Source organism: Pseudomonas sp. VD-NE ins, assembly GCF_031882575.1.
Taxonomy (GTDB): Bacteria; Pseudomonadota; Gammaproteobacteria; order Pseudomonadales; family Pseudomonadaceae; genus Aquipseudomonas; species Aquipseudomonas fluorescens_BZ.
Genome location: NZ_CP134772.1, coordinates 3,528,787 through 3,555,125, shown reverse-complemented (window position 1 = coordinate 3,555,125; position 26,339 = coordinate 3,528,787). Strand labels below are relative to the sequence as shown.

Below are 26,339 nucleotides of genomic sequence, written 5' to 3'. Positions count from 1 at the left end.
TCAGACCGCCAGGTGCTCATACAGAATCGTTGCACCAACAATCATCAGCACCACGCCACCGACGATTTCCGCACGCTTGCCGACGACCGCGCCGAGCACTCGGCCGAGCATCACGCCAAGGGTCACCATGGTCATGGTCGCCAGACCGATCGCTGCCGCCGCGACCCAGATATTCACGTCGACAAACGCCAGACCGACACCGACGGCGAGGGCATCGATGCTGGTAGCAAACGCGGTGACCGCAAGAATCAGGAAGGAGTGCGAGCCCGGTTTTTCTTCTTCCTCTTCTTCGTGTTTCAGACCGTTGTAGATCATGTGCAGGCCGAGAATCAGCAGCAGGGTGAAGGCGATCCAGTGGTCCCATTCGGCGACCCAGCGGGTGGCCGCCTGGCCGATCAGCCAGCCGATGATGGGCGTGATGGCTTCGATCACACCGAAGATCAGACCGGTACGCAGGGCTTCAGTGAGACGCGGTTTGTGCAGGCTGGAGCCTTTGCCGATGGCGGCGGCGAACGCATCGGTGGACATGGCCAGAGCGAGGAAGATCAGGGAAACAGGATTCACGGGGGCACACTTCCAGTCGGGCTATGAGTCAACGACACAACCACACGCCCGACGTTAGGCATGGATGTGTCGTCGGTCTCACCAACCAAAAGGTGTTCGTACCACGGCGTGTTGCCGAGAATGTTGATACGAACGCTTCCGAAAGGCTCGGAAACAGGCTACTCCCCAACGAGGCTGCGGATCTTATGTGGGCAAACATGAAAATTTCGTCAAAACCACGGCATCGGCAATCAGGTTTGACAAGTCACGCCGGCCGCTCGTTGATGCGCAGTTCTGCGCACAAGCCGCCCCGGGGCAGGTTGTACAGCTGCAAGGTGCTGTCGATCTTGCTGACGATCATTTGCACAATCGCCAGTCCCAGTCCGGCGCCATTGGCGTGACCGTGGCTGTAGAAACGCTCGAACAGTCGTGGGTAATCCTCTTCGTTGATACCGGGCCCAGCATCTTCGACGCTGATGTACACCGCGCCGGATGCCTGCGGTTGGACCTGTACGCGCACTTCGCTGCCGGGCGGGGCGAAGTTCAAGGCGTTGGTGACCAGGTTCTGCAAGGCGATGGCGAGTGCGACCGGGTCGGTGTCGACCGGACAGTGCTGGTCTCCGTCGAGGATCAGTTCGACGTCTTTCTCCAGCGCCAGCGGCGCCAGTTCGGCGAGCTCTTCACGCACCAGCGCAGTCAGCTCCACCGGGCTTTTTTCCGGGTTGGCCAGGTGTGGCTCAATGCGCGCCATGGTCAGCAACTGGCTGGCGATACGGGTGGCACGATCCACCGCACTGACCAGAAACTCCAGCGCCTCCTCACGCTGTTGCGCGGTACTGGCAAGCTGTGCGTTTTGCGCATGGATGCGCAGAATCGCCAGCGGCGTGCGCAACTCGTGGGCGGCGTCGGCGATGAAGCGTCGCTCGCGCGCCAGCAGGTTGTCGATCTGCTGCAACAGGCGATTGAGCGCGGTTTGCATCGGTTCGAGGTCGTGGGGCAGGGGGCGCAAATTCAGCGGTTTGAGGGTGTCGGTGTTGCGCCCGCGAATGGTCTGCGCCATGGTCCGCAGCGGTTGCAGGCCCCAGCCGATGGCCAGCCAGATCAGCATCGTCAGCACTGGCACGCCGATCACGCTCGGCCACAACGTGTGACCGACGATGCGCTCGATCAAATCCTGGCGCATGTCATCGCGCTCACCGACCCAGATCAGCAGCCCTTGCTGCGAGTCCTTGAGCAGAAACGCGCACCAGTCGCGGCCGTTTTCCATCAGGTCGTGAGAACCGAAAGTGGTCGGCGGCGCCGGGAGTTCCGGCGCTTCGGCCGAGCGCATCAACAATTGCCCATCGCTTCGCCAGACCTGAAACGTCAAACGGGTTTCGTAGGGGTGCGCCGCCTCGCCATCACCGACCCGGCTCATCGCTTGATCGAAGGCCTGATGCAGTCGCTGCCAGTTGTTGTCGCCCGGTGCGCGTTGCGCCAGCACGCCTTGCAGCAGGCGTGCGCTTTGCGCCAGTTGGGCGTCGTAGACCTCTTCGATTTCGTGATGGCTGTCGCGCAGCACCAGCCAACTGATCAGCAGATCGCCCATCAATACCAGGATCAATACCGGCACCAGAATTCGCGCACGTATCGAGATCATGGTTTGACCGCCATCACGTAACCCACCCCGCGCACAGTGCGGATCAACTCGCTCGCAAGCTTTTTGCGCAGGTTGTGAATCAGCACTTCGAGGGTGTTGCTCTCGACCCGTTCCTGCCAGCCGTACAGCGCGCCGGACAGACGCTCGCGGGTGACGACTTTGCCGGGCCGCGCCATCAGTTGATGCAGCAGCTGATATTCCATCGGCGTCATCACTACTTCGTTGCCCAGCCAGGTGACTTGCTGGCTGAGCGGGTCGAGGCACACGCCGGCATGTTCCAGCACCGGTTGCGCGCGTCCCTGACTGCGCCGCAGCAACGCGCGGATGCGCGCCTTCAACTCATCGACATCGAACGGTTTGATCAGGTAGTCGTCGGCGCCGGCATCGAGGCCGGCGATGCGCTCGGCAGTGCCATCGCGGGCGGTGAGGATCAGCACCGGCAAGTCCTGTTGTTCGCTGCGCAGTTGTTGCAGCAAGGCCAGACCGTCGAGCCGTGGCAGGCCGAGATCAAGCAGCAGCAGATCGAAGCTTTCACTGCGCAGGGCATGCAGGGCACTGACCCCGTCCTGCAACCAGTCGAGGGTATAACCTTCGTTGCTCAGGGCAACGCGAATGCCTTGTCCGAGGGCACGATCATCTTCGACCAGAAGCAGGCGCATGGCGGTTCTCTGTTGGCGGAACGGGTTGGAATGGACGGCATCATGCCGCTACGCCGAGCGTCGTGGCAGGCCACCCGACGGGAAAGATGTAACGGTTCGTTGCCAACTAAGCTTTCGCTAAGGTTGCTTTTGCACAGTGAGGTCTTTCTCATCCAGCGAGAGTGATTCCATGCGCAAACTGCTGCTGTTGTCTTTGATCGTCGCCAGCCCGTTGGCCGTCGCCGGCCCGCAATGCACCACCGCCGAGCGGTCGCAATGGCAAGACCAGAAGGCCTTTCAGGAACAGTTGAAAGCCCAGGGCTACCAGATCAGCAAGTTCAAGGTCACCGACGGCAACTGCTACGAGATCTACGGGTTCGACAAAGACAAGCGCAAGGTCGAGATCTACCACGACCCGGTCAGCGGTAAAGCGGTCAAGACCGAGATCAAGGGCTGATGCCGAGCGCGTCCCTGCGCCTGTGGGATCCCGTAGTGCGGCTGTTTCATCTGTCGATTGCGGGCGTCTTCGTCGCCAATTACTTCTTCAATGAAGCGGGTGACGACTGGCATGTCTGGCTCGGTTATTACGCCATGGGCTGGTTGCTGGTACGCACGGTGTGGGGATTTATCGGGCCGCGCAGTGCCCGTTGGGCGGACTTTTGGCCGACCCCGACGCGCCTGCTGGCCCATGCGCGCTCGCTGCTCGCCGGGCGGCCCGAACATCGCCTCGGCCATTCGCCGATCGGCGCGCTGGTGATGATCCTGATGTTGCTGGCGTTGTTCACCGTGGGTCTCAGCGGCTGGGCGATGGAAGAAGTCGACGCCTTGTGGGGTGCCGATTGGCCGTTATCGGTCCACGAAACAGCGGCCGACAGTCTGCTTGTGCTGGTGTGCCTTCACATCGCTGCTGCCGTGTTTGAAAGTTTTCAGGTTCACGACAACCTGCCGTTGTCGATGCTCACCGGGCGCCGTCGCCGATTGCCAAATGATTCGACGCGCTGACAAGGACGTCTGCCCATTGTTAACCCTCCTGTCCTTGCCGCGAGCCCCTTATGCGTGCGTTGTCCTTTCGCTTGACGTTCATTCTCGGCAGCCTCGCCGTGTGCCTGATCTTTCTGGCCGCGTGGCGCAGTCATCCACCCCATGTGCTGGCGCCATTTGCGTTGTCGACAGCGCCGGTCGATGGCGCACTGCAAGCGTCGGAGCCGATGTACAGCAGCCGTTTCGTTTCCTCGCAACTGGATGATTTTGTGCATTCCTCTTCGGTCACCGCGCTGCCCGGCGGGGACCTGATGGCCGTGTGGTTTGCCGGCTCGCGCGAAGGCGCTGCCGACGTGCAGATCCGCACGGCGCGCTTTGATGCAAAAACGGCGGAGTGGGGCGCCGAACAGGTACTGGCCACCCGGGAGCAAACCCGCGACGGCACCCAGCGCTATATTCGCAAGCTCGGTAACCCGGTGATCGCGCTCGCGCCGGACGGGCGCTTGTGGATGTTCTACGTCTCGGTGTCCGTAGGCGGTTGGGCCACCAGTGCGATCAACGTGATGGTCTCTGCCGACATGGGTCGTGAATGGTCGACGCCGCGCCAGTTGATCACCTCGCCGTTTTTCAACATCAGCACACTGGTACGCGCGGCACCGGTGTTCCATGCCGACGGCTCGATCGGCTTGCCGGTGTATCACGAGTTCATGGGCAAGTTCGCCGAGTACCTGTACCTGAGCGCCGACGGTGCCGTGATCGACAAATTCCGCATCAGTCGCGGCAAGCACTCGTTGCAGCCGACCATCGTGCCGCTGGATGGCCGCCGCGCCGTGGCGATGCTGCGTTATGCCGGTGACACCCATCATCGCGTGTTGGCCAGCCGTACCGACGATGCGGGCCAGACCTGGAGCGAACCGTATCCGCTGGAGCCGGCCAACCCCAACTCCTCGCTGGCAGCGGTAGGCACGGCTGACGACGGTTTGCTGGTGGCGCTCAACGATCTGCGCGACGGGCGTTTCAAATTGAGCCTGTACGGCACCGATGCCAATCTCAACGACTGGCGCAGTGTGATCGAACTCGATCAGTCACCGGATCCGCTCGGTCAGCCGTTCTCGCCAGAGGCGTACAAGGCCATTATCGGAGAAGGTTTCCGATCCTCCAGTGGTGCCCGCCGCCTGCCGTTGGAACAGCGCTTTCTGAGCAATCTCGACTACCGCGTGTGCAAACCGCGCGGCTGTGATTTCGAGTACGAATATCCGTATTTCAGCCGGGGTTCGGACGGTCTCTATCACCTGGTGTACTCGTGGAATAACACCTTCATCAAACATGTCAGCTTCAACGATGCCTGGCTGGCGGAGCGTCTGTGATGTTTCTTTGGCAAGCCCATTTGAGTTTTGTCCTGCTCGGTTTTGTTCTGCTGAGTGCATTTCACTTCACCCGGCCATGGCGCCCGTGGCTGTTGCCGCTGTTGGCGCTGGCCGGTTTTATCCCGGTCAACGATCTGCCGCTGGCGGCCTACGTGCGCAGCTTTACCGACGATCTGGCGATCACCACGCTGGTGTTGCTGGGCTGGGTCTGTCTGCTGCGCCTTGGCGTGGTTCAGCCGTTGCCAACGGTCAAGCGCGTTCAGGTGCTGGTGCTGTTCACCGTGTTGGCGCTGATTCTGTATCCGGCAACGATGGGCCTGACTTACGTCGATCCGTACCGCTGGGGCTTTAATCCACGGCCGATGATTGTGCTGATCGGGCTGAGCACATTGGCCCTGTTGTGGCTGCGCAACGGTTTGGCGGTGGCGATGTTGGCACTCGGCACGCTGGCCTTTGCACTACGCCTCAAGGCCTCGGAAAACTATTGGGATTACCTGATCGATCCGCTGCTGGTGGGTTACTGCCTAGTGGCCGGTGCCGTGCTGTGCGTGCGCGAAGTCTGGCGCCTGCTGCGGCCAGTCCCGGCCGTGTCGACGTCTTCAATCTGATCACCACACTGAGGTTTTACGATGGGTTGGTTGCAATCGCGGCGCCTGCGCTACGGCGTCGGCGCGGCAGGTTTGACGTTTTTACTGTTGGCCCTGCTGCGGCTGGTGTTCGTGCTGGGTTTTTCCGGTCTCGACATCAGCGCATTTGCCAACGACCCGCAACTGCGCGAAACCCTCGGCATCGGTCTGCGTTTCGACCTGCGTCTGGCAGTGTTGCTGATGTTGCCGCTGGCCGTTCTGGCATGGCTGCCTCGCTGGAACCTGACGCGCCTGCCGTTGCTGCGCCATCTGGCGCGGGGTTATTGGTTGCTGGTGCTGGGCGTGGTCGGCCTGATCTATATCATCGACTTCGGCCATTACGCCTACCTCGGGGTGCGCATCAACGCGACGGTACTGCGTTATCTGGAGGATGCGCAGATTTCCCAGCAAATGGTCCGGGAAAGCTATCCAGTGCTATGGATTGCCCTCGGCTGGCTGGCGGTTCTGGGCGTGTGGCTCTACGGATTCGTGCGTCTGGAGCGCGCGACACTGGCGCGGGAACCTCGCGCCATCCGCCGTACCTCGCTGGTCGTAGGCAGCGTTTTCGGCCTGGTCGCCGTGTTGCTGGCGTTGCTCGGTCGTGTCGAAAATCTCAATCTGGAAAACCCGGTGCCGTTGCGCTGGAGCGACGCGTTTTTCTCCGGCAATGCGCAGATTGCCGCCGTCGGCCTCAACCCGGTGCTGTTCCTCTACGACACACTCAAGGCCGGGCAGGCACAGTTCGATGAGGCCCAGGTGCGCGAGCATTACCCGCTGATTGCGCGTTATCTGGGCGTGGAACAAGCGGACGCGCAAACCCTGACATTCGAGCGCCAGCAAGCGGTGCAACCGTACCGGGTCGCCGGCGCGCCGAACGTGATGTTCGTCATGCTCGAATCGTTGGGCACCAGTGCGGTGGGCGCCTATGGCAACCCGCTGAACCCGACGCCGAACCTCGATCAACTGGCCACCGAGAGCTGGTTCTTCCGACACTTCTACGTGCCGGTCACCGGGACCGCCAAAACCGTCTGGGCGAGCATCACCGGAGTGCCGGACGTCACCCGTCAGGAAACCGCTACCCGTCATCCGTTGATCACCCGTCAGCACACACTGATCAACGCGTTCACCGACTATCAAAAGCTCTACATGATCGGCGGCAATGCCGGCTGGGCGAATATCAATGCGCTGATCCAGCAAAGCATCGAGGGCGTAAAGCTGTATCAGGAGAGCGACTGGCGTTCGCCGCTGGTGGATGTCTGGGGCATTTCTGACCTGGATCTGTTCAAGGAAAGCGACCGCATCCTGCGCGATCTGCCCAAGGACCGACCGTTCTTTGCTTATGTGCAAACCTCGGGCAACCACCGGCCGTTCACCATTCCCAAGGACAATGACGGCTTCCAGGTCAGTCATCTGTCGCTGGAACAAGTGCAAGCCGCCGGCTCGCGCAGCGTCGAGCAATACAACGCGGTGCGCCTGCTGGATTTCAACATCGGCAAGCTGATGGAGCTGGCCAAGGCCGGCGGCTACTACGACAACACGATTTTCGTGTTCTTCGGCGACCACAACACTCGCATCAGCCAGATCCCGCACATGCCGCCGGCCTTCGAACAATTGGGGCTGGAAAGCAACCATGTGCCGGTGCTGATCCATGCGCCGGGCATGCTCAAAGCCAAGGTGATCGATGAAGCGGTGGGGTTGGTGGATTTGCTGCCGACGGTGGCAGGCATGGCCGGCATCCCGTTCAGCAACGGCGCGATGGGCCGCGATATTCAGCAGCCGGCACCCGAGGGCGAACGGGTGGTACCGCTGGTGTTGCGTGAAGGCACATTCCCGTTGATTGGCGGCGTGACCCAGCACCACCTGCTGCAAATGCAACACGACGGCAGCGCGCCGACCTTGCACGACCTGCGCTCGGCGACACCGCGAGACAACGTCGCCGAGCAACATCCGCAGGAGTTTCAGCGGCTGGTGGAGCTGACGCGGGGGCTGCATGAAAGTGCGCGGCTGATGCTGTATCGCAATGTGCGCTGAGGAGCCCTCACCCTAACCCTCTCCCAGAGGGAGAGGGGACTGAGCGCGTTGCTCGCGCAAGTTACGCCGACTTGAAATACCGAGTTGAACGCAAGATTTGAAAGGCGCACAAATCGGCTCCCTTTTTCCCTCTCTCGGGGGGAGAGGTGACTGACCGAGGTGTTTGAACGAGATGCGCCGACTTGAAAGACCGAGTTGAACGCAAAATTTGAAAAGCACACAAATCGGCTCCCTTTTTCCCTCTCTCGGGGGGAGAGGTGACTGACCGAAGTGTTTGAACGAGATGCGCCGACTTGAAAGACCGAGTTGAACGCAAGATTTGAAAAGCCCACAAATCGGCTCCCTTTTTCCCTCTCTCGGGGGAGAGGTGACTGAACGAGGTGTTTGAACGAGATGCGCCGACTTGAAAGACCGAGTTGAACACAAGATTTGAAAAGCGCACAAATCGGCTCCCTTTTTCCCTCTCTCGGGGGGAGAGGTGACTGACCGAAGTGTTTGAACGAGATGCGCCGACTTGAAAGACCGAGTTGAACGCAAGATTTGAAAGGCGCACAAATCGGCTCCCTTTTTCCCTCTCTCGGGGGGAGAGGTGACTGACCGAAGTGTTTGATCGAGATGCGCCGACTTGAAAGACCGAGTTGAACGCAAAATTTGAAAAGCCCACAAATCGACTCCCTTTCCCCCTCGCCCCCTTGGGGGAGAGGGCTGGGGTGAGGGGGTAGAGCCAGCAGACGGTTGCGATCGCCTGAAAAAACACTAATTACCATCAGCCACTTTGCGCTCTATCTCATCGATCTTGCGCTGCAGCGTCTCGGCGTCCTGCTCCTTCACTCTTGTGGACGAGGGGGTGATGACTTCATCCACGGCTTTGGTGTCATCGTCCCGGTCTTCAAGATCGCGCTCGACCACATTCACCGGTTTGCCGGACGTGTCGGTTGGCGGGGCGTTCGGGGTTTTATCGTCGCTGTTCATGTTAGTGACCTCCAGTGGTGTAAACATTGGAGGCAGGCGGTGCGGCAGTCGTTCGATATTTTTGCCGGGTTTTGCCGAATGGCGCCCTCCCGCGATGGAGAGGGCGCGCTGGCAGCTTTCAGTCCTTGAGAATGTCGCGATCCTTGGTTTCGGGCAGGAAGAACGTGCCCAGTACCGCCGTCATCACCGCGATCACGATCGGGTACCACAGCCCGTAGTAGATATCGCCGGTCGCGGCGACCATGGCAAACGCCACCGTCGGCAGGAAACCGCCGAACCAGCCGTTGCCGATGTGATAGGGCAGCGACATCGAGGTGTAGCGGATGCGGGTCGGGAACAGCTCGACCAGCCACGCGGCAATCGGGCCGTAGACCATGGTCACGTAGATCACCAGCACGGTCAGCAGGAGCAGGACCATTGGGTAGTTGGTTTTCGCCGGGTCGGCTTTCTCCGGATAACCGGCGTCCTTGAGTGCAGTGCCGAGGGTGGCGGTGAACGCATCATTGCGCGTCTTGAAGTCGGCGGCTGGGAGGGCGCTGCCTTCGAAACTCTCGACGACTTTGTCACCAATGCGCACTTGCGCGACGGTGCCAGGTTCGGCGATCACGTTTTCATAGGGAATCGCCCGTTTCGCCAGCAGGGTCTTGGCCAGGTCGCAGGAGCTGGTGAATTTGGCCTTGCCCACCGGGTCGAACTGGAACGAGCACTGGTCGGGGTTGGCGATGACTTTGACCGGGTTCTTCTCCTGGGCGATGAACACGTCAGGGTTACCGTACTGGGTCAGCGCGTGGAAGATCGGGAAGTAGGTCAGCGCCGCCAGCATGCAGCCGACCATGATGATCGGCTTGCGCCCGATGCGGTCGGAGAGGCTGCCGAAAATCACGAAGAACGGCGTGCCGATCAGCAGTGAGCCGGCAATCAGCAGGTTGGCGGTCTGCGGGTCGATCTTCAGCGTTTGCAGCAGGAAAAACAGCGCATAGAACTGCCCGGTGTACCAGACCACCGCTTGCCCGGCCGTGCCGCCGAACAGTGACATGATCACCACTTTGAGGTTGTCCCAGCGCGCGAAGGACTCGGTCAGTGGCGCTTTCGACGCCTTGCCTTCGGCCTTCATCTTCTGGAACACCGGCGACTCGCTCAGTTGCAGACGGATGTACACCGAGACGATCAGCAGCAGGATCGACAACAGAAACGGTATCCGCCAGCCCCACGCCTCGAAGGCTTCAGTGCCCAGCGCGGTGCGGCAGGCGAGGATCACCAGCAATGACAGAAACAACCCGAGGGTCGCGGTGGTTTGAATCCACGACGTGAAAAAGCCGCGTTTGTTGCGCGGTGCATGCTCAGCCACATACGTCGCTGCGCCGCCATACTCGCCGCCCAGCGCCAGACCTTGCAGCAGGCGCAGGGTAATAAGGATGACCGGCGCGGCGACGCCAATGGTCGCGTAACCGGGCAACAGACCGACAATCGCGGTCGAGACGCCCATGATGACGATGGTGATGAGAAAGGTGTGTTTGCGCCCGATCATGTCGCCGAGCCGGCCAAACACAATCGCTCCGAATGGCCGCACCGCAAACCCCGCCGCGAAGGCCAACAAGGCAAAAATGAACGCGGTGGTTTCGTTGACACCGGCAAAGAAGTGCTTGGCGATGATCGCCGCCAGTGAGCCGTAGAGGTAAAAGTCGTACCACTCGAAAACCGTGCCCAGGGAGGAAGCGAAGATGACCTTGCGCTCCTCCTTGGTGATGCCGCCGCTGCGCGGTGGGCTGCCGGTGGATGCTGTGTCGATTGTGGCCATGGGTGTTCTCCGTCGTGCTTATTGTTGTAGGCCGGAGTCCCCCGTTATTGCTTGTCTCACTCTGGCCTTGTGGCATATGCCGGAAGCGCTGTCGCGTGAAGCTTGCACAGTGTCGCCATCGCGCATTTGTGCAAGCTTTCCTGAAGCATAATCAGCTTCTGCCAGATATCCAGCCGCCGGCCTGCCTACTACGCCTTTACCCAGCGCTGCCGACTCCAGGCACTCAACCAGTCGACCACAAACACCAGCACCAGCATCGCCAGAATCACTGTACTGGCCTGGGCTTCCTGAAACAGGCTCAGACTCACATAGAGCATCTGCCCAAGCCCACCGGCGCCGACAAAACCCAGCACGCTGGCCATGCGGATGTTGTTTTCCCAGCGATACAGAATGTACGCGAGCAGTTGCGGCGCAAGGTTCGGCAGCGTGCCGTAGCAAAAGGCGAGGAGCGGATTGCCGCCCTGCAAACGAATCGCTTCGGCCGGTTGCGGCGGGGTGTTTTCCAGCGCTTCGGCGAACAAACGACCGAGCACGCCGGTGGTGTGCAGGGCGAGGGCGAGGGTGCCGGCGTTCGGCCCGAGGCCGGCGGCGAGCACCATCAATGCCGCCCAGACCAGTTCCGGAATCGCCCGCAAGGCATTGAGCAGCAGGCGCGAGGCACTTTGCAGCGGCCAGCCGAAACGTCCGGCGGCGGGCAGGGCGAGGACGATGCCGAATACCGCAGCGAGCAGGGTGCCTAGGGCTGACATCGCCAGGGTTTCCATCGAGCCATGCAAGATGGCTTTCAGGTAATCCGCACTCAAATCCGGGCTGAGAAAACGCTGCACATACGCGCCCATCTGCTTGAGACTGGTGGCGCTGCCCAGTTCACCGAGATCGAGCCCCAGATAAGCGAACGAGGTTATGACGGCCAGCGCGATGCCGGCGATCAGCAGCAGGTTGATCAGCCGATTCATGTCAGCCTCCAGCGCAGCAAGCGGCTGAGTTGATCGGCGGCCAACACCAGAATCAGGAAGCACAGCAGAATACTGGCGACTTCACCGCCGGCGAACATGCGAATCGACAGATCGATCTGCTGACCCAGACCTCCAGCGCCGACAAACCCCATCACGACTGACGCGCGGATCGCGCATTCCCAGCGATAAACCGTATACGACAGCAGTTCCGACGCGACATTGGGCAACGTGCCGTAGGCAAACGCCGCGAGACGACCACTACCAGACTGCAACAATGCATGCGCCGGGCGCTGGTCAGTCGACTCGAATATCTCCGCGTAAACTTTGCCGAGCATGCCGCTGTAGGTAATGGCGATGGCCAGTACACCCGCCGCCGGACCTAGCCCGACAGCGCGCACGAACAGCAGCGCCCAGACGATTTCCGGCACGCTGCGCAAAAAAATCAGCAAGCCGCGCACTGGCCAGCGCAGCAGACGTCCCAGTCGACTGGGCACGCCACCGCGCGAGGCGGCGGACAGCGACAGCGCGCGGCTGGCGATCAGGCCGGCCGGTATCGCCAATAACAGCGCCAAGGCCATGCCGGCGGTGGCGATAGCGAGGGTTTGCAGGGTGGCTTTGAGCAGTAACTGGAGAAACGCTTCATCGTGCGCCGGTGGCCAGAATTGCGCGACAAAACGGCCCATTTCATTCTGGCTGTCGGGCAGCAATACGGCCAGATTCAGCTCGCTGAGCTGAACGCTCGGCCACAGCAAGGCTATCGCCAGCAACGTCAGCAACAATCGCGGCCACGCCGCCGGATCCCGTGAATCGGCTTTCAGCATCGGGGAATCTGCACAGTCAGAGGCGCTACCGCAGCGGTCGGCGATTGCAGTTTTTCGTTGGCGTACAGCGCGTCGAGCATCGCGTGGCTGACTTGATCAGAAGCGCTGTCGAACAGAATCTGCCCGTCGCGCAGACCGATGATCCGAGGGAAGTGCGACAGCGCCAGATCGACCGCGTGCAGGCTCGCCACCAGCGTGACGTTGTGCTCGCGAGCGTGGCGCGAAAGGATCGACAGGGTGTGCCCGGCCATCACCGGGTCCATCGCTGACACCGGTTCATCAGCCAGCAGAATCTCTGGCGCCTGATACAACACCCGGGCAATCCCGACGCGTTGCAACTGGCCGCCAGACAATTGCTGGCAATGGGCGAAGAGTTTGTCGCCCAGATCCAGCCGAGCCAACGCCGCACGCGCACCCGCCACATCCAGTGGATGCAACAGGTTCAGAAGACTTTTACCCAGACTCCATTGGCCGAGCTTGCCGGCCAGCACCGCCGTGACCACTCGCTGACGCGGCGGCAACGGCGGTGCCTGATGCACCAGACCAATGCGTGCGCGCAGGCGTTGACGCTGGCGGGCGGACAAGTGCCAGGCACGTTCGCCGAGCACTTCAATTTCGCCGCTGCTGGGCCGCAATGCGGTGGCCAGCAGGTTGAGCAGACTCGATTTGCCGGCCCCGGACGGGCCGATGATGGCGACCTGTTCGCCAACGCCAATCTGCAAGTCGACACCGCGCAGGGCGTCGACTCCATTGGCGTGGCGCAGGCTGCCCTGGTTGAGGCTCAGGGTCATTTCAGGAGTTCGGCAGCGCGGGCGGCTTCCTCGATGCCCTTGTAGTTCTCGGGTTTGGTCTCGATGAAGCGGCTGGCGGCCTGCAGATCAAGAATCTTCTTTTGCTCAGGGTTGGCCGGGTCCAGATCAAGGAAGGCTTTTTTGATCTTCGCCGCCAGCGCTGGATCGAGGGTGCCGCGCACGGTCCAGTTGTAATCGAAGTAGGTCGGCGTGGTGGCGAAGACTTTCACTTTGTTAGTGTCGACCTTGCCGGCATCCACCAGTTTCTGCCAGACACTGGCGTTCAATACACCGGCGTCAACCTTGCCGGCCTGCACCCAGGCCACGGTGGCGTCGTGGGCACCGGAGTAGGCGACGCGACTGAAATACGCTTCAGGCTTGATGTTGTCGTTTTTCAGCATGAAGTAACGCGGCATCAGGCTGCCGGAGGTCGACGACACCGAGCCGAAAGCGAAGGTCTTGCCCTTGAGGTCGGCGAGGCTATGTACGTTCGGGTCGGCAGTGATGAATTTGCTGGTGAACTGCGCGTCCTGCTCGCGCTGGACCAGCGGAATGACTGGCGTCGTTGCATCGGTTTTCAAGCGCGCCTGCACAAAGGTAAAACCGCCGAGCCAGGCCATGTCGAGGCGATCGGTTGCGAGGGCTTCAACTACCGCCGGGTAGTCGGCTACCGGTACGAACTGCACTTTCATGCCCAGTTGTTGTTCCAGATAAGCGCCCAGCGGTTCGAACTTGCGCAGCAGTTCGGTCGGCGCTTCATCGGGAATCGCGCTGACGCGCAAAACGTCGGCCGCCTGGGCCATGAATGCAGAAAAGGACAGGGCCAGGCCGGCGGTCAGTGCCAGGGTTTGTTTGAGCATGGAGTTCTCCGTTTCGTGAGCGTCAAAAAGTGTGAAGAGCTGAACCAGGGCGCTACGTGAGGGTAGACGAATCGGCGAGGTTATACGTACTCACACGCGCAAAGGCCAGCGCCATGGGGATAGCGCAGTCAAAATCGCTCGTCGAGAATTGCTGGGAGGGTGAGTTCCTTGACATAGCTGGCCGCAGACAGACTCAAGATCATACGCACCACCTGGACGACGTCGTGAACAGGACTCAGCTGACCCTCGCCACGCTGCGCCGCCAGATCTAGCGGGGTGCTCAGCGGATCCTCTGTATTCAGATACCCAAGGTTCAGGCAGGTCACCGACAGACGCTGGTGTCGGTAGCCTTCGCGCAATGAATCGGCAATCCCGCGCAGAGCGAATTTCGAGGCACCGAAAGCGACTTCCGGGCGCCCGCTTTGTGGCAGGCCCGAGGTTGACCCGGTGAGGATGATTCTGGGTTGGGCGCTTTTCAGCAGCAGAGGGAGCAGACGTTTGATCAGCAGGATTGTTGAGGTGATGTTGCAACTGACGATGGCTTGCACTTCCTCGTCCGAGGAATCGAGAAACGCATAGGCTGGATCGAAGGCCAAGGTTTCCCAGATGCCGAGGTTGTAAATCAATGTATCCAGACCGTCCTCGGCGACTGCCTGCTCAATGGTGTGCGCCGCTTTCGCCGGAAACATCAGGTCGGCTTCTACCCAGCGTACGTTGCGCTCGGCATCGACGATCAAGTCCTCGGGGCGTGTGCGGGAAACGCCGATCAGCGTGTCTCCCGCGTTCCCCAAACCATCAATCAAAGCCCTGCCTAATCCCTTGCTGGCACCGACCACCAAAATGTTCATCGATCGTCTCCCTGATCTGAATGCTGATGTGGGAGAGCATGCAAACAGACGACCTCTGAAATGGCAAACGAATGGGTGTGTCCGGATATTTACGGCAGTTTGGCGATCACCTTGATCTCGAAATCAAAGCCGTATAGCCACGTCACCCCAACAGCCGTCACCGTCGGATGCGGCGCCTCGCCCCAAAATTCGGTCAGTACCAGACTCCAGATGGTCTCGAACTTCGACTGCGGATCAACGATGAATACGGTGACGTCGACCACGTCGTCGAATGTGCAACCGGCCTCATCAAGGATCGCATTGAGGTTGCTGAACGCCTGGCGTACCTGGGTTTGCAGGTCCGGCTCTGGCGTGCCGTCCTCGGTGCTGCCGACTTGTCCCGAGACAAACAGAAAACCGTTGGAACGCACCGCCGGCGAATAACGATGGCGCTCGTAAAGTGCGCGGCGGGCAGGCGGGAAAACAACATCGCGCTGAGTCATGGGGGTGTCTCCTTCATTTGAGTTGATGGAGCCACTGTAGGTATTTGCACCCGACCGATAAACGCGCAAGCTTGGCGTTCACTGTTTGTGAAATCCAAACAATCGAGGGCGCACCTTGGACCGTTTTGACGCAATGCAGGCCTTTGCCCGGGTGGTCGAGGCGGGGAGTTTCACCAAAGCGGCGGAAACCTTGCATATGAGCAAGACCACCGTGACCCAACTGGTTCAGCAATTGGAGGCGCGGCTGCGGGTCAAGCTGCTCAATCGCACCACGCGCAAGGTCAACGTCACCGCCGACGGCGCGGTTTATTACGAGCGAGTGATCAAGTTACTCGCGGATATGGATGACGCCGAAACCAGCCTGCCCGGCGCGGCGGCTTTGCCCAAGGGCCGGCTGCGTGTGGACGTACCAAGTCCGCTGGCACGGCTGATTCTGGTGCCGGCCCTGCCTGAGTTTCACGCGCGTTATCCGGATATCCAGATCGACATGGGCGTCAGCGACCGCATCGTCGACATCATCGACGAGAACGTTGATTGCGTGGTGCGCGGCGGTGAACTCATGGACCTGTCGCTGATGGCGCGCAAGGTCGCCGATCTTCAACTGGGCGTATTCGCCGCACCGCAATACCTGGCACGCGCGGGCACGCCTGCGCATCCACGGGAGCTGGAAGACAGCCACCATCGCGTGGTCGGTTTCCTCTGGGCGCGCACCGGCAAACCGGTGCCGTATGCCTTGCACAACGCCAGTGAAAACCTGCAAATCAAAGGGCGCCACGTGCTCGCGGTCGATGATGGTAATGCCTACCTCGCGGCCGGTTTAGCGGGTATGGGTGTGCTGTGGCTACCCAAGTACATGTCTGCCGAACACGAGGCACGCGGCGAACTGGTGCCGCTGTTCGCGGACTGGAAACTTGAGCCGATGCCGCTCTATGTCGCGTATCCACCGAACCGGCATGTGAGTCTCAAGCTGCGGGTGTTCATCGACTGGATTGTCGAGGTCATGGCGCAGCATGACCCGGTGATTGATCGGCTGGGGTTGCGATCAACGACAGGTGATTGACTCTGGCGCGGATCAAGCCAACTATCGGCGCACAACAACATGACCGATGGACCCGAACTTGATCGAACGACGCCAATTCAGCGGAGGCATGAAGGGGAAAAACCTCCGCTATCTGAATGAGCAAGGCGCGGATGACACGCGCCTGACCCGCACCGGTTTTCTGCTGCTCGAACACTTTTCGCTACCGGCGTTTACTCAAGCGCTTGACACCGTTGTCACCACCAACCTGTTGCGTCCGGGGTTGTTTTCCTCGCGCACGTTTGGTTTGGGTGACGGCGAAGTCGTCAGTGATTTGGGGCTGGTCATCCGCCCTGACGCACGTCTTGATTCAGCCGCGCTGGCGAAATTGGATTTGCTGGTGGTGTGTGGTGGTTATCGCACCGAACTGCGAGCGAGTGATGAGTTCATCGGCTTGCTCAGATCGGCAGCGGAGCGCGGCATCTCGCTCGCCGGGTTATGGAATGGCTCGTGGTTTCTCGGGCGCGCCGGGCTGCTCGATGGCTACCGCTGCGCAATCCACCCGGAGCACCGCCCGGCGCTGACCGAGATCGCCAAAGCCACCCACGTCAGCAGTGAACCCTACGTGATTGATCGTGACCGGCTCACGGCGTCGAGTCCGTCCGGGGCGTTTCATATGGCGCTGGACTGGATCAAGGGTTTGCACGGCAAAGCCTTGGTCGAGGGCATCGAAGATATTCTGGCTTTTGAGGAGTCGCGCTACCGGCGAATCAAACCGGATGAAAACATCTGCGTCAGTGCGCCGTTGCGTGAAGTGGTGAAGCTGATGGATGCCAACCTAGAGGAACCGCTGGAACTGGAGCAACTGGCGGTGTACGCCGGCCGATCCCGTCGGCAGTTGGAGCGCTTGTTCAAAGAGCAACTGGGCACCACGCCGCAGCGTTATTATCTGGAGTTGCGCATCACCGAAGCGCGGCGTTTGCTGCAGCACACTGAGCTTTCCCAAGTGGAAGTGCTGGTCGCTTGCGGGTTCGTTTCCCCAAGCCATTTCAGCAAATGCTACAGCTCATATTTCGGCTACAGACCTTCCAAAGAAAAACGGCTGGTCAAATAACCCAAGCCGTCACCCACCTGAATTCACCTCGAAATCCCACGTCTGCGTACCTCCCCCAAACACCCCGGTCAGTTCCCTCTCCCTCTGGGAGAGGGCTAGGATGAGGGAATTTGCAGGAGGCACCAACCGCTTCTCAACAGAGTTCGATGCGATATCCCACGTCGGCGTACCTCTTCCAAACACCACGGTCGGTCCCCTCTACCTCTGGGAGAGGGCTAGGGTGAGGGGCTTTGTCGGCGGCACCAACCGCTTCCTCACTAGAGTTCACCTCGGTATCCCACGTCGGCGTACCTCTCCCAAACACCACGGTCAGTCCCCTCTCCCTCGGGGAGAGGGCTAGGGTGAGGGGCTCTTAAACACCATCACCCACACACGTTTAACTTACACGCACTGTTACGCCATAACGGCTACAACACCTTGCGCCGTTGCCTACGCGTACGCCAGAATCCGCCGGCTTACGCGCCTTGAGGCGGGCTGTATCGTTTCCCTGTCACTGCAAAACAGTGATCGGGTTTGGTAGCCCGTTTTCTAAGCGTAATGCGCCGCTATATGCAGTCTCTTTTCGAGGCTCGGTTTTATATGGTGGCCATGCGTGGGGCTCCTTCGGGAGCGCCGGGGTTTACTCGCTTAGACCGGTCTACCAACCTGCGCAATGGTCACCACCTCGTTTGGTAGCGTGAGTGATGGCTCCTTATTTTTTGCTAAGCGAGTGTCATCTATGTTCAAAATTACGCCAAACCCGCCAGAAACCGATCCGATCCCCTACGACGCCGCGCTCGAACCTCAAAACATCAAAGAGGCCACCGACCGCGCGATCAACTTCTACCTCAATCCCTCGGCGCTGAAGACCTCAGTACCCACCCGCAAGACCGGCAAGATCTACCTGATCGACCCCACGGTGGATAACGAAACCCTGCTCGTCGAAGCCACTGAAACCTTGTCCTCCGCCACTGACATGGCCCGGGAACTCGCCGATTCGATTGACCCTTCACAGCGCAAAAAGATGCTGATCCTGCAACAGGTGATCATGCTCAGTGAGCTGGTGGTCGGTCGAGTTCTGGATAACCAGCGCTTGCCGCACTAGTCGCGGTGCAGATAGGTGAGGGGGCGTGCCCCCCTCATTTGCACAGAAGCGTCCGCGAACGCGGCGCTTCACGCCTTCTATTAAAGAACCGTAAACGGTTCTTGTCTGGAGTTTCAGCTGATGTCTCAGCCACCCGAACCACCGGTCACCGACCTGGTGTCCCCGTACGCATCGCCCAATTCAAGAAAACTGCACGAAGCGGCAGAACGTGCGCTCGACCATTACCTGTTGCCTGCCGCGATCATGGCCGAACCCTATACGCCCAACGCTCTGTTCATGGCCAACCCGCAAGCAGACACCGAGTCGTTGCTGACCAATGCTTGCGGGTCGTTGGCGTCCGCGTCGGTCATGCTCGGCAATTTTGCCAGCGTACTGGAGGGATCAAATCGCCATACGCTTCTGGGTATTGCGCAAGTGGTCATGTTGGGAGAGTTGGCGGTGAACAAGGCGTTGGATCTTGTTGTGCCAACCGAGTAATCGCACACGTTAATGATCAAGCAGTCAGCCTTTGCGGCTGACTGCTTTTTTTGTTTCTACAGGTGATCGGCGTCGATCACAGCCTTGGCAAACGCCTGCGGATCTTCCTGCGGTAGTTGTGCCCAATCCCGCCGCTTATCGAGTCACTGGTATCGCCTGTGCCGGCACTGCTAGTATTGTTTATGGATATGCATACAGTTCATGGTCTAAGCCAATGCACCACCTCTTAGACCCGAATATCTATGTGGGGCACTTGGGGTAAGCTGATGCTTTCAAATGATGACTTCATTTCTCTAGAATTCTCAATCGGTGCACTAAGGCGAACAGCTCCAGCGGCTCTCAGTGCTATTGCCACTGCAGTGAAGGCATATCGGCCTTCGGATTACATTTCCACCGAGCTTGTTATTTCCCGCGCCTACGGTAAGCCTATTCCAGGCTTCGCCATTACCTATGCTCAGTTGAGCGCCTATCTTGATCTTGCCGTTACCAAGCATGCCTCGGTGCTCATCGAGACAGACGCAGGTGTCGTCCACTCCGAGCACGTCTTTATCAACCGCAGTTGGTTGCTCGCTCAGAACGAGCAAATGGTAATTTTGCCTGGCGTTGCACAAGCCATCGCCCTGCGTTCCTCTGGAACCCAAAATGGCAGCGTTACATCTCTCTATCCCCAGCTTGAAGATCAAACGCCCGAATCTGCTCGCGCTGAACTGCGGCGCCTCAAAATTCAAATCGAGAGGAATCTTGTTCTTCCAGGCGCCGATTTGCGAGATCGGGAAATCGAAACCTTTCAAGCTCAGTTGGTCATTCTAAGGGAGGAAAAGTCCCAGACGAATGAGCTGAACGCAGCTCTCGCAAGGACGATTAGAATGCTGACTCTTGAAAATGACCAGCTTCGCAAGGCAAGGGTACAGGGGGCGCCGTCGAGGCAGATACCGCCAATTAACCAGGCTGCACGCCCTCCCTCGAATGTTGAACAGCGTAACGCTGCTATTCGTGAAGCCAGGGCTGAAGTGGCCAAAATTGGAAAGAGCTTGTGGGCCAGCCCGGATCTTGCCGATTGCCGGACCGGGAAAATGGCTCAGATAGTCCGCGACTCCATAGATCCTAAATATGCTGCGCATTTGCCAGAGACAAACATTTCATTGGGAAGATGGTTATCTAAGGACGCAGCGCCAGCCTCAGCAAAGCGCGGGGGCAGGCCTTCGAAGTCCGACCCAAATAAATAATCTGCACAACCGGCCGGATACGTAGTTTTCTGGCCCCGTCCGACAATTTTAAGCGTTGGATAACCATGCCAGCATTCTCATCGTCAATCACATTCAGACGTCGAGGAGGACGCTGACGATGACCAATCCTTTCTTGCTTTTCCCTCATAGCTTTGCGCTGGAAAAACTTCAGTGCCCGTTGGCCCTGAACCACCAGTGCATCTTCACCCATGTAGCAACCATCGCGGCAATTGCTGGGGCGCGGCTGTTCGGAAATGGATTAAATCCTGCTCAAGTGCTGCCAGGAGGTTCTGCATGAAGACGCGCAAAATCGTTACGCATGAATATGCAGATCGCTTGATCAGCTTCGATGTTGAGGGGTGGATAAATGCCTCGCATGCGGGTGCGTGCTTCCACAAAGACCCTAGTGAATGGCTTGGATTGGATTTGACCCAGCAGTACATTGAAGGGTTGGCTAGAAAGAAAGATTTGATCTTGGAGTCGCTGGTAGTTACTCGGTACGGCAACGAGAAGGTTCGGGGGCTCTGGCTGCATCCCAAACTCGCCGGTAAATTTGCTCGCTGGCTGTCGATCGATTTCGAGATATGGTTTGAGGACCAAATGGAGGCGCTGGTATCGAAGGACGTTATAGCCATGGAGGCCGCGCGGCGCCAAGCTGCGATGAGTTACCGTAGCCTATGTGAGGCTTTGGTGATCACTCATCAGGTGATCGGGAAGGAGACCAAACCTTACCATTACATGAATGAAGCAAGGCTCATCAATGAGATTCTGACGGGCGTATTCCAAGGGCGTGAACGGAGCCAACTGACTATATCTGAGCTTCAGTTGATTACCTTGCTGGAGAATCGGGATGTCTTATTACTCGGTCAGGGCAAAGACTATACGAATCGCAAGGTTGCCCTCTCTCTGTATCTTGACCAGCTCCGTGATGGTCACTCGCAGTTTCACGGACGGTACGCGTAGTGACACAAGTAAGTAAGGGGCGGGCCGTCAAGAGTCGTCCTTTTTTTGTGCTAACTCGCTACGATCCTGATGCGGGGAATTAGCTGTACCACCATGCCTAGCCAATCGCCAAACTAGCAGCCGCTTGATCAAATAGTGGATGAAGCATTCACGATTGCCGCTGCACTTAAACATCACTCCGCACACACGTTTAACTTACACGCACTGTTACGCCATAGCGGCTACAACACCTTGCGCCGTTGCCTACGCGTACGCCAGAATCCGCCGGCTTACGCGCCTTGAGGCGGGCTGTATCGTTTCCCTGTCACTGCAAAACAGTGATCGGGTTTGGTAGCCCGTTTCTTGACAGCCCGTATTGCATCACCTTATGCGGTCTCTTTTTTGGGACTCGGTTTTATATGGTGGCCATGCGTGGGGCCCTTTCGGGGGCGCCGGGGTTTACTCTGTCTTGACCGGTCTACCAACCCACGTGTGGCCGCCACCCTTCGTTTGGTAGCGAAAGTGACGGCTCTTCAATACTTTCAAGACAAAGAGTCCTTCATGTTCAAAATTACGCCAAACCCGCCAGAAACCGATCCAATCCCCTACGACGCCGCGCTCGAACCTCAAAACATCAAAGAGGCCACCGACCGCGCGATCAACTTCTACCTCAATCCCTCAGCGCTGAAGACTTCAATACCCTCCCGCAAGACCGGCAAGATCTACCTGATCGACCCCACGGTGGATAACGAAACCCTGCTCGTCGAAGCCACTGAAACCTTGTCCTCAGCCAGTGACATGGCCCGAGATCTCGCCGATTCGATCGATCCTTCACAACGCAAAAAGATGCTGATCCTGCAACAGGTGATCATGCTCAGTGAACTGGTGGTAGGCCGAGTTCTGGATAACCAGCGCTTGCCGCACTAGTCGCGATGCAGATGGGTGAGGGGGCGTGCCCCCTCATTTGCACGGAAGCGTCCGCAATCGCGGCGCTTCACGCCTTCTATCAAAGAACCGCAAAACGGTTCTTGTCTGGAGTTTCAGCAGATGTCTCAGCCACCCGAACCACCGGTCACAGACCTGGTGTCCCCGTATGCATCGCCCAATTCAAGAAAACTGCACGAAGCGGCAGAACGTGCGCTCGACCATTACCTGTTGCCTGCCGCGATCATGGCCGAACCCTATACGCCCAACGCTCTGTTCATGGCCAACCCGCAAGCAGACACCGAGTCGTTGCTGACCAATGCTTGCGGGTCGTTGGCGTCCGCGTCGGTCATGCTCGGCAATTTTGCCAGCGTACTGGAGGGATCAAATCGCCACACCCTGCTGGGCATTGCGCAAGTGGTCATGTTGGGGGAGTTGGCAGTCAATAAGGCGCTGGATCTTGTTGTGCCAACCGAGTAGTCGCTCACGTTAATGATCAAGCAGTCAGCCTTTGCGGCTGACTGCTTTTTTTGTTTCTACAGGTGATCGGCGTCGATCACAGCCTTGGCAAACGCCTGCGGATCTTCCTGCGGCAAGTTGTGGCCAATCCCGCCATTGATCAAACGGAACTGATATTTGCCGGTAAAGCGCTTGGCGTAATCCTCCGGCGCCGGGTGCGGCGCACCGTTGGCGTCGCCTTCAAGGGTAATGGTCGGCACGCTGATCGACGGTGCGGTGGCGAGTTTCTGTTCCAGCGCTGCGTATTTCTCTTCGCCTTGGACCAAGCCTAGACGCCAGCGGTAGTTGAACACGGTGATGTCGACGTGATCGGGATTCTCCAGCGCCTTGGCGCTGCGATCGAACGTGGCGTCATCAAACTTCCACTGCGGTGAAGCGGTTTGCCAGATCAATTTGGCGAAGTCGTGGGTGTTCTTCTCATACCCGGCACGGCCACGGTCAGTCGCGAAGTAGAACTGGTACCACCACTGCAACTCAGCCTTGGGCGGCAGCGGGTTTTGCCCTGCGGCCTGATTGCCGATCAGATAACCGCTGACCGACACCAGCGCTTTCACCCGTTCTGGCCATAACGCCGAAACGATGTCCGCCGAGCGTGCGCCCCAGTCATAACCACCGAGTACCGCTTGCTTGATCTTCAACGCGTCCATGAAGTCGATGACGTCACTGGCCAGCGCCGCCGGTTGACCATTGCGCAGGGTGTCCTTGGAGAGGAACTGCGTATCGCCATAACCGCGCGCATACGGCATCAACACCCGATAACCCTTGGCGGCCAGCAACGGCGCGACTTCGTCGTAGCTGTGAATGTCGTAGGGCCAGCCGTGCAGCAGGATCACTACCGGGCCATCGGCAGGGCCGGTTTCGGCGTAGGCCACGTCGAGCACGCCGGCCTTCACATGTTTGAGCGGGCCGAAGGGCGAGGGCGCGGAATAGCTGGCGGTCGCAGGCTCAGCGGTTTGCGCCTGAGCGCTGCCAAAAGCGCCGAACAGCGACACAGCCAGAATCGACAATCCGAATGCGGTGTTGCGGGTGTGCAGTGCCATCTTCATGGTGACGTCTCCGTTGCGAGCCTTTGGCCAAGGGGTCTGAATGAACCTTTGAAACCTTGAATGCATTTGAGCGCGGAGACGTATCTGGCCTGTGTCGAAGAACGGCTTTATCGAAAGTCGATGTGTCGCGATGGGGTTCGTACACAGTGTGATACACAGCGGATAAACCGACTGACCCTGGACCTGATTCAGGCCAAAATAATAAGTCGCTGTTTTAAAACAAAAAATATTTCACTTCGCGCTTCCCAAAGCCAAAAAACCTTGGTAAATTGCGCCCCGTTCTCACAGCGAACCTAACGAAGTAGCTGGACAGAGCAGTAGGGGCGTCGCCAAGCGGTAAGGCAGCAGGTTTTGATCCTGCCATGCGTTGGTTCGAATCCAGCCGCCCCTGCCATATTCGAAAAAAACGCCAACTTCGCAAGAAGTTGGCGTTTTTTTATGCCTGCGATTTAGCCCGGCGGAGCAGGGCAGGCGTGCGCGGCGCCGAAGCACCGCGCACGCCGTCCACTCAGTGCGGTGCGCGCGGAATGGTTTTCATCAGATCTTCGGGGCTGATGTGGCCGACCACGCTGCCCGGTTGCGGCAGGTTGAGGATGTGGCCTTTCATCTTGCCGATGATGTGCATTTCGCACGGCTTGCAATCGAACTTCAGCGTCAGCACTTCATCGCCGTGGATCAACTGCATCGGCGCAACTTTGGTGCGCACGCCGGTCACGCCTTTCGCCTGTTTCGGGCACAGGTTGAAGGAGAAACGCAGGCAGTGTTTGGTGATCATCACCGGCACTTCGCCCGGCTCTTCGTGAGCCTCGTACGCAGCGTCGATCAGCTTCACGCCGTGACGGTGGTAGAAGTCGCGCGCCTTCTGGTTGTAGACGTTGGCGAGGAAGGTCAGGTGGGAATCCGGATACACCGGCGGCGGGCTGGTTTCGGCTTTACGGCCGCCACGCGGGTGCGCAGCGACACGGGCGGCGGTCAGCGCTTCGATCACTTCACGGCGCAGGGACTTGAGCTGCGAGTTCGGGATGAAGAACGCCTGTGGCGCATCCAGTTTGATATCGGTCGCGTGGTACTGCGTGGTGCCGAGCTGGCCGAGCAGATCACGCAATTGCTCCAGCGCTTGCTCAGGCTTGTTGGCCACACCGAACGGACCGTTGAGGGTGACGCTGGCGCTGATGCCTTCTTCACTGGTGGCGGTCACTTCCAGCTGTTCTTCACGCAGACGAGCGACCCAGCTGAGAGCCACGCGACGCTCGGACGAGGTCTTTTGCAGCGCCTGTTGCCAGTTGTGATCGAGGTTGCGATTGAGCGGGTGGTTCGGACGCAGCTTGAACAGGCCTTCGGGTATTTCGTTCGGCTCGACGCGATAGCGGTAGCGCTTTTCGCCGTCTTCTTCGAACTCGCCTTTGGCTTCAGCGATATTGGCGCGGAAACCGACCACTTCGCGCTTCACCAGTACGTTCAAGCCATCGCCGTTGGACAGCGGCTCGTGGGTCACGACCTGCATGTCACGCTTGGCGACTTTCTCGACGATACCGACTGGCAAACCGGTGAAGGTCGGCGAGTCGAAGGCGCCGATGTCGATCTTGCGATCGGTGACGAAGTAGTCGGTGCTGCCGCGGTGGAAAGTCTTTTCCGGGTCAGGCAGGAAGAAGTGCGCGGTGCGGCCGCTGGAGGCGCGGGCCAGGTCCGGGCGGTCTTCCAGTACGTCGTCGAGGCGCTGGCGGTAATAGGCGGTGATGTTTTTCACATAGCCCATGTCCTTGTAACGACCTTCGATCTTGAACGAGCGCACACCGGCTTCAACCAGCGCGCGGATGTTGGCGCTCTGGTTGTTGTCTTTCATCGACAGCAGGTGTTTTTCGTAGGCGATCACGCCACCCTTTTCATCTTTGAGGGTGTACGGCAAACGGCACGCCTGCGAGCAATCGCCACGGTTGGCGCTGCGCCCGGTCTGCGCGTGGGAAATATTGCACTGGCCGGAGAAGGCCACGCACAACGCGCCGTGAATGAAGAATTCAATGGCGGCGTCGGTTTCGTCGGCGATCGCGCGGATTTCCTGCAGGTTCAGCTCGCGGGCCAAGACCAGTTGCGAGAAACCGGCCTGATCGAGGAACTTCGCCCGCTCCAGCGTGCGAATGTCGGTCTGGGTCGAGGCGTGCAGTTCGATCGGCGGAATGTCCAGCTCCATCACGCCCAGATCCTGAACGATCAGCGCGTCGACACCGGCGTCGTACAACTGATGGATCAGCTTGCGCGCCGGCTCCAGTTCGTTGTCGTGCAGGATGGTGTTGATGGTGGTGAAGATGCGCGCGTGATACTTGCGGGCGAACTCCACCAGTTCAGCGATTTCGCCGACTTCGTTGCAGGCGTTGTGGCGCGCGCCGAAGCTCGGGCCGCCGATGTACACGGCGTCGGCGCCGTGCAGGATCGCCTCACGGGCGATGGCGACATCGCGGGCAGGGCTGAGCAATTCCAGATGATGCTTGGGCAAGGACATAGTTTTTTTAGTCAGGCTGTCACGGTTAGGCGCGCATTCTACCCGTGAAACGCGCGCCCGGCACGCCTGTGCTGCCCGATGGCAGCTGACACTGCACAACCCCGGTGGGAGCGAGCCTGCTCGCGAAGGGGCCAGCACA

At 59.3% G+C, this 26,339-nt stretch carries 27 protein-coding genes, 1 tRNA gene and 1 riboswitch; of the genes, 15 read left to right on the top strand and 13 right to left on the bottom strand.

Going from position 1 to position 26,339, the window contains the following annotated elements:
- From mntP to RMV17_RS15875, 3 genes are all read right to left on the bottom strand, one after another.
- A complete protein-coding gene (mntP, locus tag RMV17_RS15885) occupies positions 1 to 564 on the bottom strand; it encodes a manganese efflux pump MntP (RefSeq protein WP_034155848.1) in 564 nt (187 codons plus the stop codon).
- Positions 565 to 573: 9 nt separating this feature from the next.
- Positions 574 to 743, bottom strand: a riboswitch (yybP-ykoY riboswitch).
- A 65-nt stretch (positions 744 to 808) separates the two neighbouring features.
- Positions 809 to 2,182: an ATP-binding protein gene (locus RMV17_RS15880; RefSeq protein ID WP_311881066.1), complete on the bottom strand. Its 1,374-nt coding sequence runs from the start codon at positions 2,180 to 2,182 to the stop codon at positions 809 to 811.
- Positions 2,179 to 2,841, bottom strand: coding sequence for a response regulator (locus RMV17_RS15875; RefSeq protein WP_016984482.1), 663 nt, complete (start codon positions 2,839 to 2,841; stop codon positions 2,179 to 2,181). The genes RMV17_RS15880 and RMV17_RS15875 overlap by 4 nt, the downstream gene beginning before the upstream one ends.
- Positions 2,842 to 3,010: 169 nt before the next feature.
- On the opposite strand from RMV17_RS15875, the gene RMV17_RS15870 reads away from it, so the two are divergent.
- Genes RMV17_RS15870 through RMV17_RS15850 form a run of 5 tightly spaced genes read left to right on the top strand, consistent with a single transcriptional unit; the run spans position 3,011 to position 7,825 of the window.
- On the top strand, positions 3,011 to 3,277 hold the full coding sequence (locus tag RMV17_RS15870) for a PepSY domain-containing protein (protein ID WP_311881064.1): 267 nt from the start codon (positions 3,011 to 3,013) through the stop codon (positions 3,275 to 3,277).
- Positions 3,277 to 3,822, top strand: coding sequence for a cytochrome b/b6 domain-containing protein (locus tag RMV17_RS15865; protein ID WP_311881062.1), 546 nt, complete (start codon positions 3,277 to 3,279; stop codon positions 3,820 to 3,822). The genes RMV17_RS15870 and RMV17_RS15865 overlap by 1 nt, the downstream gene beginning before the upstream one ends.
- A gap of 50 nt (positions 3,823 to 3,872) precedes the next feature.
- Entirely contained in the window at positions 3,873 to 5,168 is a 1,296-nt protein-coding gene (locus RMV17_RS15860; protein WP_016984485.1) for an exo-alpha-sialidase, read from the top strand.
- Positions 5,165 to 5,776 carry a hypothetical protein gene (locus RMV17_RS15855; RefSeq protein ID WP_311881059.1) on the top strand — a complete coding sequence of 204 codons (612 nt, stop codon included), beginning with the start codon at positions 5,165 to 5,167 and terminating at the stop codon, positions 5,774 to 5,776. The genes RMV17_RS15860 and RMV17_RS15855 overlap by 4 nt, the downstream gene beginning before the upstream one ends.
- A 21-nt stretch (positions 5,777 to 5,797) precedes the next feature.
- The gene (locus tag RMV17_RS15850; protein ID WP_311881057.1) at positions 5,798 to 7,825 is read left to right on the top strand and encodes an LTA synthase family protein; all 2,028 of its coding nucleotides are present in this window, start codon (positions 5,798 to 5,800) and stop codon (positions 7,823 to 7,825) included.
- A gap of 756 nt (positions 7,826 to 8,581) precedes the next feature.
- Here the strand turns inward: RMV17_RS15850 and RMV17_RS15845 are convergent.
- The 8 genes from RMV17_RS15845 to RMV17_RS15810 form a co-directional block, all read right to left on the bottom strand.
- Positions 8,582 to 8,797, bottom strand: a complete 216-nt coding sequence (locus tag RMV17_RS15845) for a hypothetical protein (protein ID WP_160057643.1) — start codon at positions 8,795 to 8,797, stop codon at positions 8,582 to 8,584.
- A 118-nt stretch (positions 8,798 to 8,915) separates the two neighbouring features.
- Positions 8,916 to 10,595, bottom strand: a complete 1,680-nt coding sequence (locus RMV17_RS15840) for an MFS transporter (protein ID WP_311881052.1) — start codon at positions 10,593 to 10,595, stop codon at positions 8,916 to 8,918.
- Between the two features lie 188 nt (positions 10,596 to 10,783).
- Positions 10,784 to 11,551, bottom strand: coding sequence for a phosphonate ABC transporter, permease protein PhnE (gene phnE / locus RMV17_RS15835; protein WP_311881050.1), 768 nt, complete (start codon positions 11,549 to 11,551; stop codon positions 10,784 to 10,786).
- Positions 11,548 to 12,372, bottom strand: a complete 825-nt coding sequence (locus tag RMV17_RS15830) for an ABC transporter permease subunit (RefSeq protein ID WP_311881048.1) — start codon at positions 12,370 to 12,372, stop codon at positions 11,548 to 11,550. Before RMV17_RS15830 ends, phnE begins: the two co-directional genes overlap by 4 nt.
- Complete coding sequence (locus tag RMV17_RS15825; RefSeq protein WP_311881046.1) at positions 12,366 to 13,163, bottom strand: ATP-binding cassette domain-containing protein; 798 nt, start codon at positions 13,161 to 13,163, stop codon at positions 12,366 to 12,368. Before RMV17_RS15825 ends, RMV17_RS15830 begins: the two co-directional genes overlap by 7 nt.
- Positions 13,160 to 14,023, bottom strand: a complete 864-nt coding sequence (locus RMV17_RS15820; RefSeq protein WP_311881044.1) for a putative selenate ABC transporter substrate-binding protein — start codon at positions 14,021 to 14,023, stop codon at positions 13,160 to 13,162. Before RMV17_RS15820 ends, RMV17_RS15825 begins: the two co-directional genes overlap by 4 nt.
- Positions 14,024 to 14,151: 128 nt before the next feature.
- Positions 14,152 to 14,871 (bottom strand): SDR family oxidoreductase, encoded by a 720-nt coding sequence (locus RMV17_RS15815; protein ID WP_311881042.1) that lies wholly within the window; start codon positions 14,869 to 14,871, stop codon positions 14,152 to 14,154.
- A gap of 89 nt (positions 14,872 to 14,960) precedes the next feature.
- Complete coding sequence (locus RMV17_RS15810) at positions 14,961 to 15,353, bottom strand: RidA family protein (RefSeq protein WP_311881040.1); 393 nt, start codon at positions 15,351 to 15,353, stop codon at positions 14,961 to 14,963.
- A gap of 115 nt (positions 15,354 to 15,468) precedes the next feature.
- Here RMV17_RS15810 and RMV17_RS15805 point away from each other — a divergent pair, with 115 nt between their 5' ends.
- From RMV17_RS15805 to RMV17_RS15765, 9 genes are all read left to right on the top strand, one after another.
- On the top strand, positions 15,469 to 16,413 hold the full coding sequence (locus RMV17_RS15805) for a LysR family transcriptional regulator (RefSeq protein ID WP_311881039.1): 945 nt from the start codon (positions 15,469 to 15,471) through the stop codon (positions 16,411 to 16,413).
- A 46-nt stretch (positions 16,414 to 16,459) separates the two neighbouring features.
- Entirely contained in the window at positions 16,460 to 17,485 is a 1,026-nt protein-coding gene (locus RMV17_RS15800; protein ID WP_311881037.1) for a GlxA family transcriptional regulator, read from the top strand.
- Between the two features lie 718 nt (positions 17,486 to 18,203).
- On the top strand, positions 18,204 to 18,569 hold the full coding sequence (locus RMV17_RS15795) for a DUF6124 family protein (protein WP_034155865.1): 366 nt from the start codon (positions 18,204 to 18,206) through the stop codon (positions 18,567 to 18,569).
- A gap of 120 nt (positions 18,570 to 18,689) precedes the next feature.
- A complete protein-coding gene (locus RMV17_RS15790; protein WP_034155866.1) occupies positions 18,690 to 19,046 on the top strand; it encodes a DUF6124 family protein in 357 nt (118 codons plus the stop codon).
- A gap of 242 nt (positions 19,047 to 19,288) precedes the next feature.
- Complete coding sequence (locus tag RMV17_RS15785; protein ID WP_311881034.1) at positions 19,289 to 20,272, top strand: hypothetical protein; 984 nt, start codon at positions 19,289 to 19,291, stop codon at positions 20,270 to 20,272.
- A 118-nt stretch (positions 20,273 to 20,390) separates the two neighbouring features.
- Positions 20,391 to 20,570: a hypothetical protein gene (locus tag RMV17_RS15780; protein WP_147304427.1), complete on the top strand. Its 180-nt coding sequence runs from the start codon at positions 20,391 to 20,393 to the stop codon at positions 20,568 to 20,570.
- Complete coding sequence (locus RMV17_RS15775) at positions 20,567 to 21,235, top strand: KilA-N domain-containing protein (RefSeq protein WP_311881027.1); 669 nt, start codon at positions 20,567 to 20,569, stop codon at positions 21,233 to 21,235. The genes RMV17_RS15780 and RMV17_RS15775 overlap by 4 nt, the downstream gene beginning before the upstream one ends.
- Before the next feature lie 540 nt (positions 21,236 to 21,775).
- Positions 21,776 to 22,141, top strand: a complete 366-nt coding sequence (locus RMV17_RS15770; protein ID WP_311881025.1) for a DUF6124 family protein — start codon at positions 21,776 to 21,778, stop codon at positions 22,139 to 22,141.
- Between the two features lie 120 nt (positions 22,142 to 22,261).
- The gene (locus tag RMV17_RS15765; RefSeq protein WP_034155866.1) at positions 22,262 to 22,618 is read left to right on the top strand and encodes a DUF6124 family protein; all 357 of its coding nucleotides are present in this window, start codon (positions 22,262 to 22,264) and stop codon (positions 22,616 to 22,618) included.
- A 56-nt stretch (positions 22,619 to 22,674) separates the two neighbouring features.
- Here RMV17_RS15765 and RMV17_RS15760 read toward each other — a convergent pair whose 3' ends face one another.
- Entirely contained in the window at positions 22,675 to 23,703 is a 1,029-nt protein-coding gene (locus tag RMV17_RS15760; RefSeq protein WP_311881021.1) for an alpha/beta hydrolase, read from the bottom strand.
- 319 nt (positions 23,704 to 24,022) lie between these two features.
- Here RMV17_RS15760 and RMV17_RS15755 point away from each other — a divergent pair.
- Positions 24,023 to 24,097, top strand: a tRNA-Gln gene (locus RMV17_RS15755).
- A gap of 114 nt (positions 24,098 to 24,211) precedes the next feature.
- Here RMV17_RS15755 and RMV17_RS15750 read toward each other — a convergent pair.
- Complete coding sequence (locus RMV17_RS15750; protein WP_311881018.1) at positions 24,212 to 26,200, bottom strand: U32 family peptidase; 1,989 nt, start codon at positions 26,198 to 26,200, stop codon at positions 24,212 to 24,214.
- Between the last annotated feature and the right edge of the window lie 139 nt (positions 26,201 to 26,339).

Coding starts and splice junctions, on each gene's coding strand:
- RMV17_RS15880 (WP_311881066.1), bottom strand. CDS start 2,182: ATGATCTCGATACGTGCGCGAATTCTGGTGCCGGTATTGATCCTGGTA.
- RMV17_RS15875 (WP_016984482.1), bottom strand. CDS start 2,841: ATGCGCCTGCTTCTGGTCGAAGATGATCGTGCCCTCGGACAAGGCATT.
- RMV17_RS15870 (WP_311881064.1), top strand. CDS start 3,011: ATGCGCAAACTGCTGCTGTTGTCTTTGATCGTCGCCAGCCCGTTGGCC.
- RMV17_RS15865 (WP_311881062.1), top strand. CDS start 3,277: ATGCCGAGCGCGTCCCTGCGCCTGTGGGATCCCGTAGTGCGGCTGTTT.
- RMV17_RS15860 (WP_016984485.1), top strand. CDS start 3,873: ATGCGTGCGTTGTCCTTTCGCTTGACGTTCATTCTCGGCAGCCTCGCC.
- RMV17_RS15850 (WP_311881057.1), top strand. CDS start 5,798: ATGGGTTGGTTGCAATCGCGGCGCCTGCGCTACGGCGTCGGCGCGGCA.
- RMV17_RS15845 (WP_160057643.1), bottom strand. CDS start 8,797: ATGAACAGCGACGATAAAACCCCGAACGCCCCGCCAACCGACACGTCC.
- RMV17_RS15840 (WP_311881052.1), bottom strand. CDS start 10,595: ATGGCCACAATCGACACAGCATCCACCGGCAGCCCACCGCGCAGCGGC.
- phnE (WP_311881050.1), bottom strand. CDS start 11,551: ATGAATCGGCTGATCAACCTGCTGCTGATCGCCGGCATCGCGCTGGCC.
- RMV17_RS15830 (WP_311881048.1), bottom strand. CDS start 12,372: ATGCTGAAAGCCGATTCACGGGATCCGGCGGCGTGGCCGCGATTGTTG.
- RMV17_RS15825 (WP_311881046.1), bottom strand. CDS start 13,163: ATGACCCTGAGCCTCAACCAGGGCAGCCTGCGCCACGCCAATGGAGTC.
- RMV17_RS15820 (WP_311881044.1), bottom strand. CDS start 14,023: ATGCTCAAACAAACCCTGGCACTGACCGCCGGCCTGGCCCTGTCCTTT.
- RMV17_RS15815 (WP_311881042.1), bottom strand. CDS start 14,871: ATGAACATTTTGGTGGTCGGTGCCAGCAAGGGATTAGGCAGGGCTTTG.
- RMV17_RS15810 (WP_311881040.1), bottom strand. CDS start 15,353: ATGACTCAGCGCGATGTTGTTTTCCCGCCTGCCCGCCGCGCACTTTAC.
- RMV17_RS15800 (WP_311881037.1), top strand. CDS start 16,460: ATGGACCCGAACTTGATCGAACGACGCCAATTCAGCGGAGGCATGAAG.
- RMV17_RS15795 (WP_034155865.1), top strand. CDS start 18,204: ATGTTCAAAATTACGCCAAACCCGCCAGAAACCGATCCGATCCCCTAC.
- RMV17_RS15790 (WP_034155866.1), top strand. CDS start 18,690: ATGTCTCAGCCACCCGAACCACCGGTCACCGACCTGGTGTCCCCGTAC.
- RMV17_RS15785 (WP_311881034.1), top strand. CDS start 19,289: ATGTGGGGCACTTGGGGTAAGCTGATGCTTTCAAATGATGACTTCATT.
- RMV17_RS15780 (WP_147304427.1), top strand. CDS start 20,391: ATGACCAATCCTTTCTTGCTTTTCCCTCATAGCTTTGCGCTGGAAAAA.
- RMV17_RS15775 (WP_311881027.1), top strand. CDS start 20,567: ATGAAGACGCGCAAAATCGTTACGCATGAATATGCAGATCGCTTGATC.
- RMV17_RS15770 (WP_311881025.1), top strand. CDS start 21,776: ATGTTCAAAATTACGCCAAACCCGCCAGAAACCGATCCAATCCCCTAC.
- RMV17_RS15765 (WP_034155866.1), top strand. CDS start 22,262: ATGTCTCAGCCACCCGAACCACCGGTCACAGACCTGGTGTCCCCGTAT.
- RMV17_RS15760 (WP_311881021.1), bottom strand. CDS start 23,703: ATGAAGATGGCACTGCACACCCGCAACACCGCATTCGGATTGTCGATT.
- RMV17_RS15750 (WP_311881018.1), bottom strand. CDS start 26,200: ATGTCCTTGCCCAAGCATCATCTGGAATTGCTCAGCCCTGCCCGCGAT.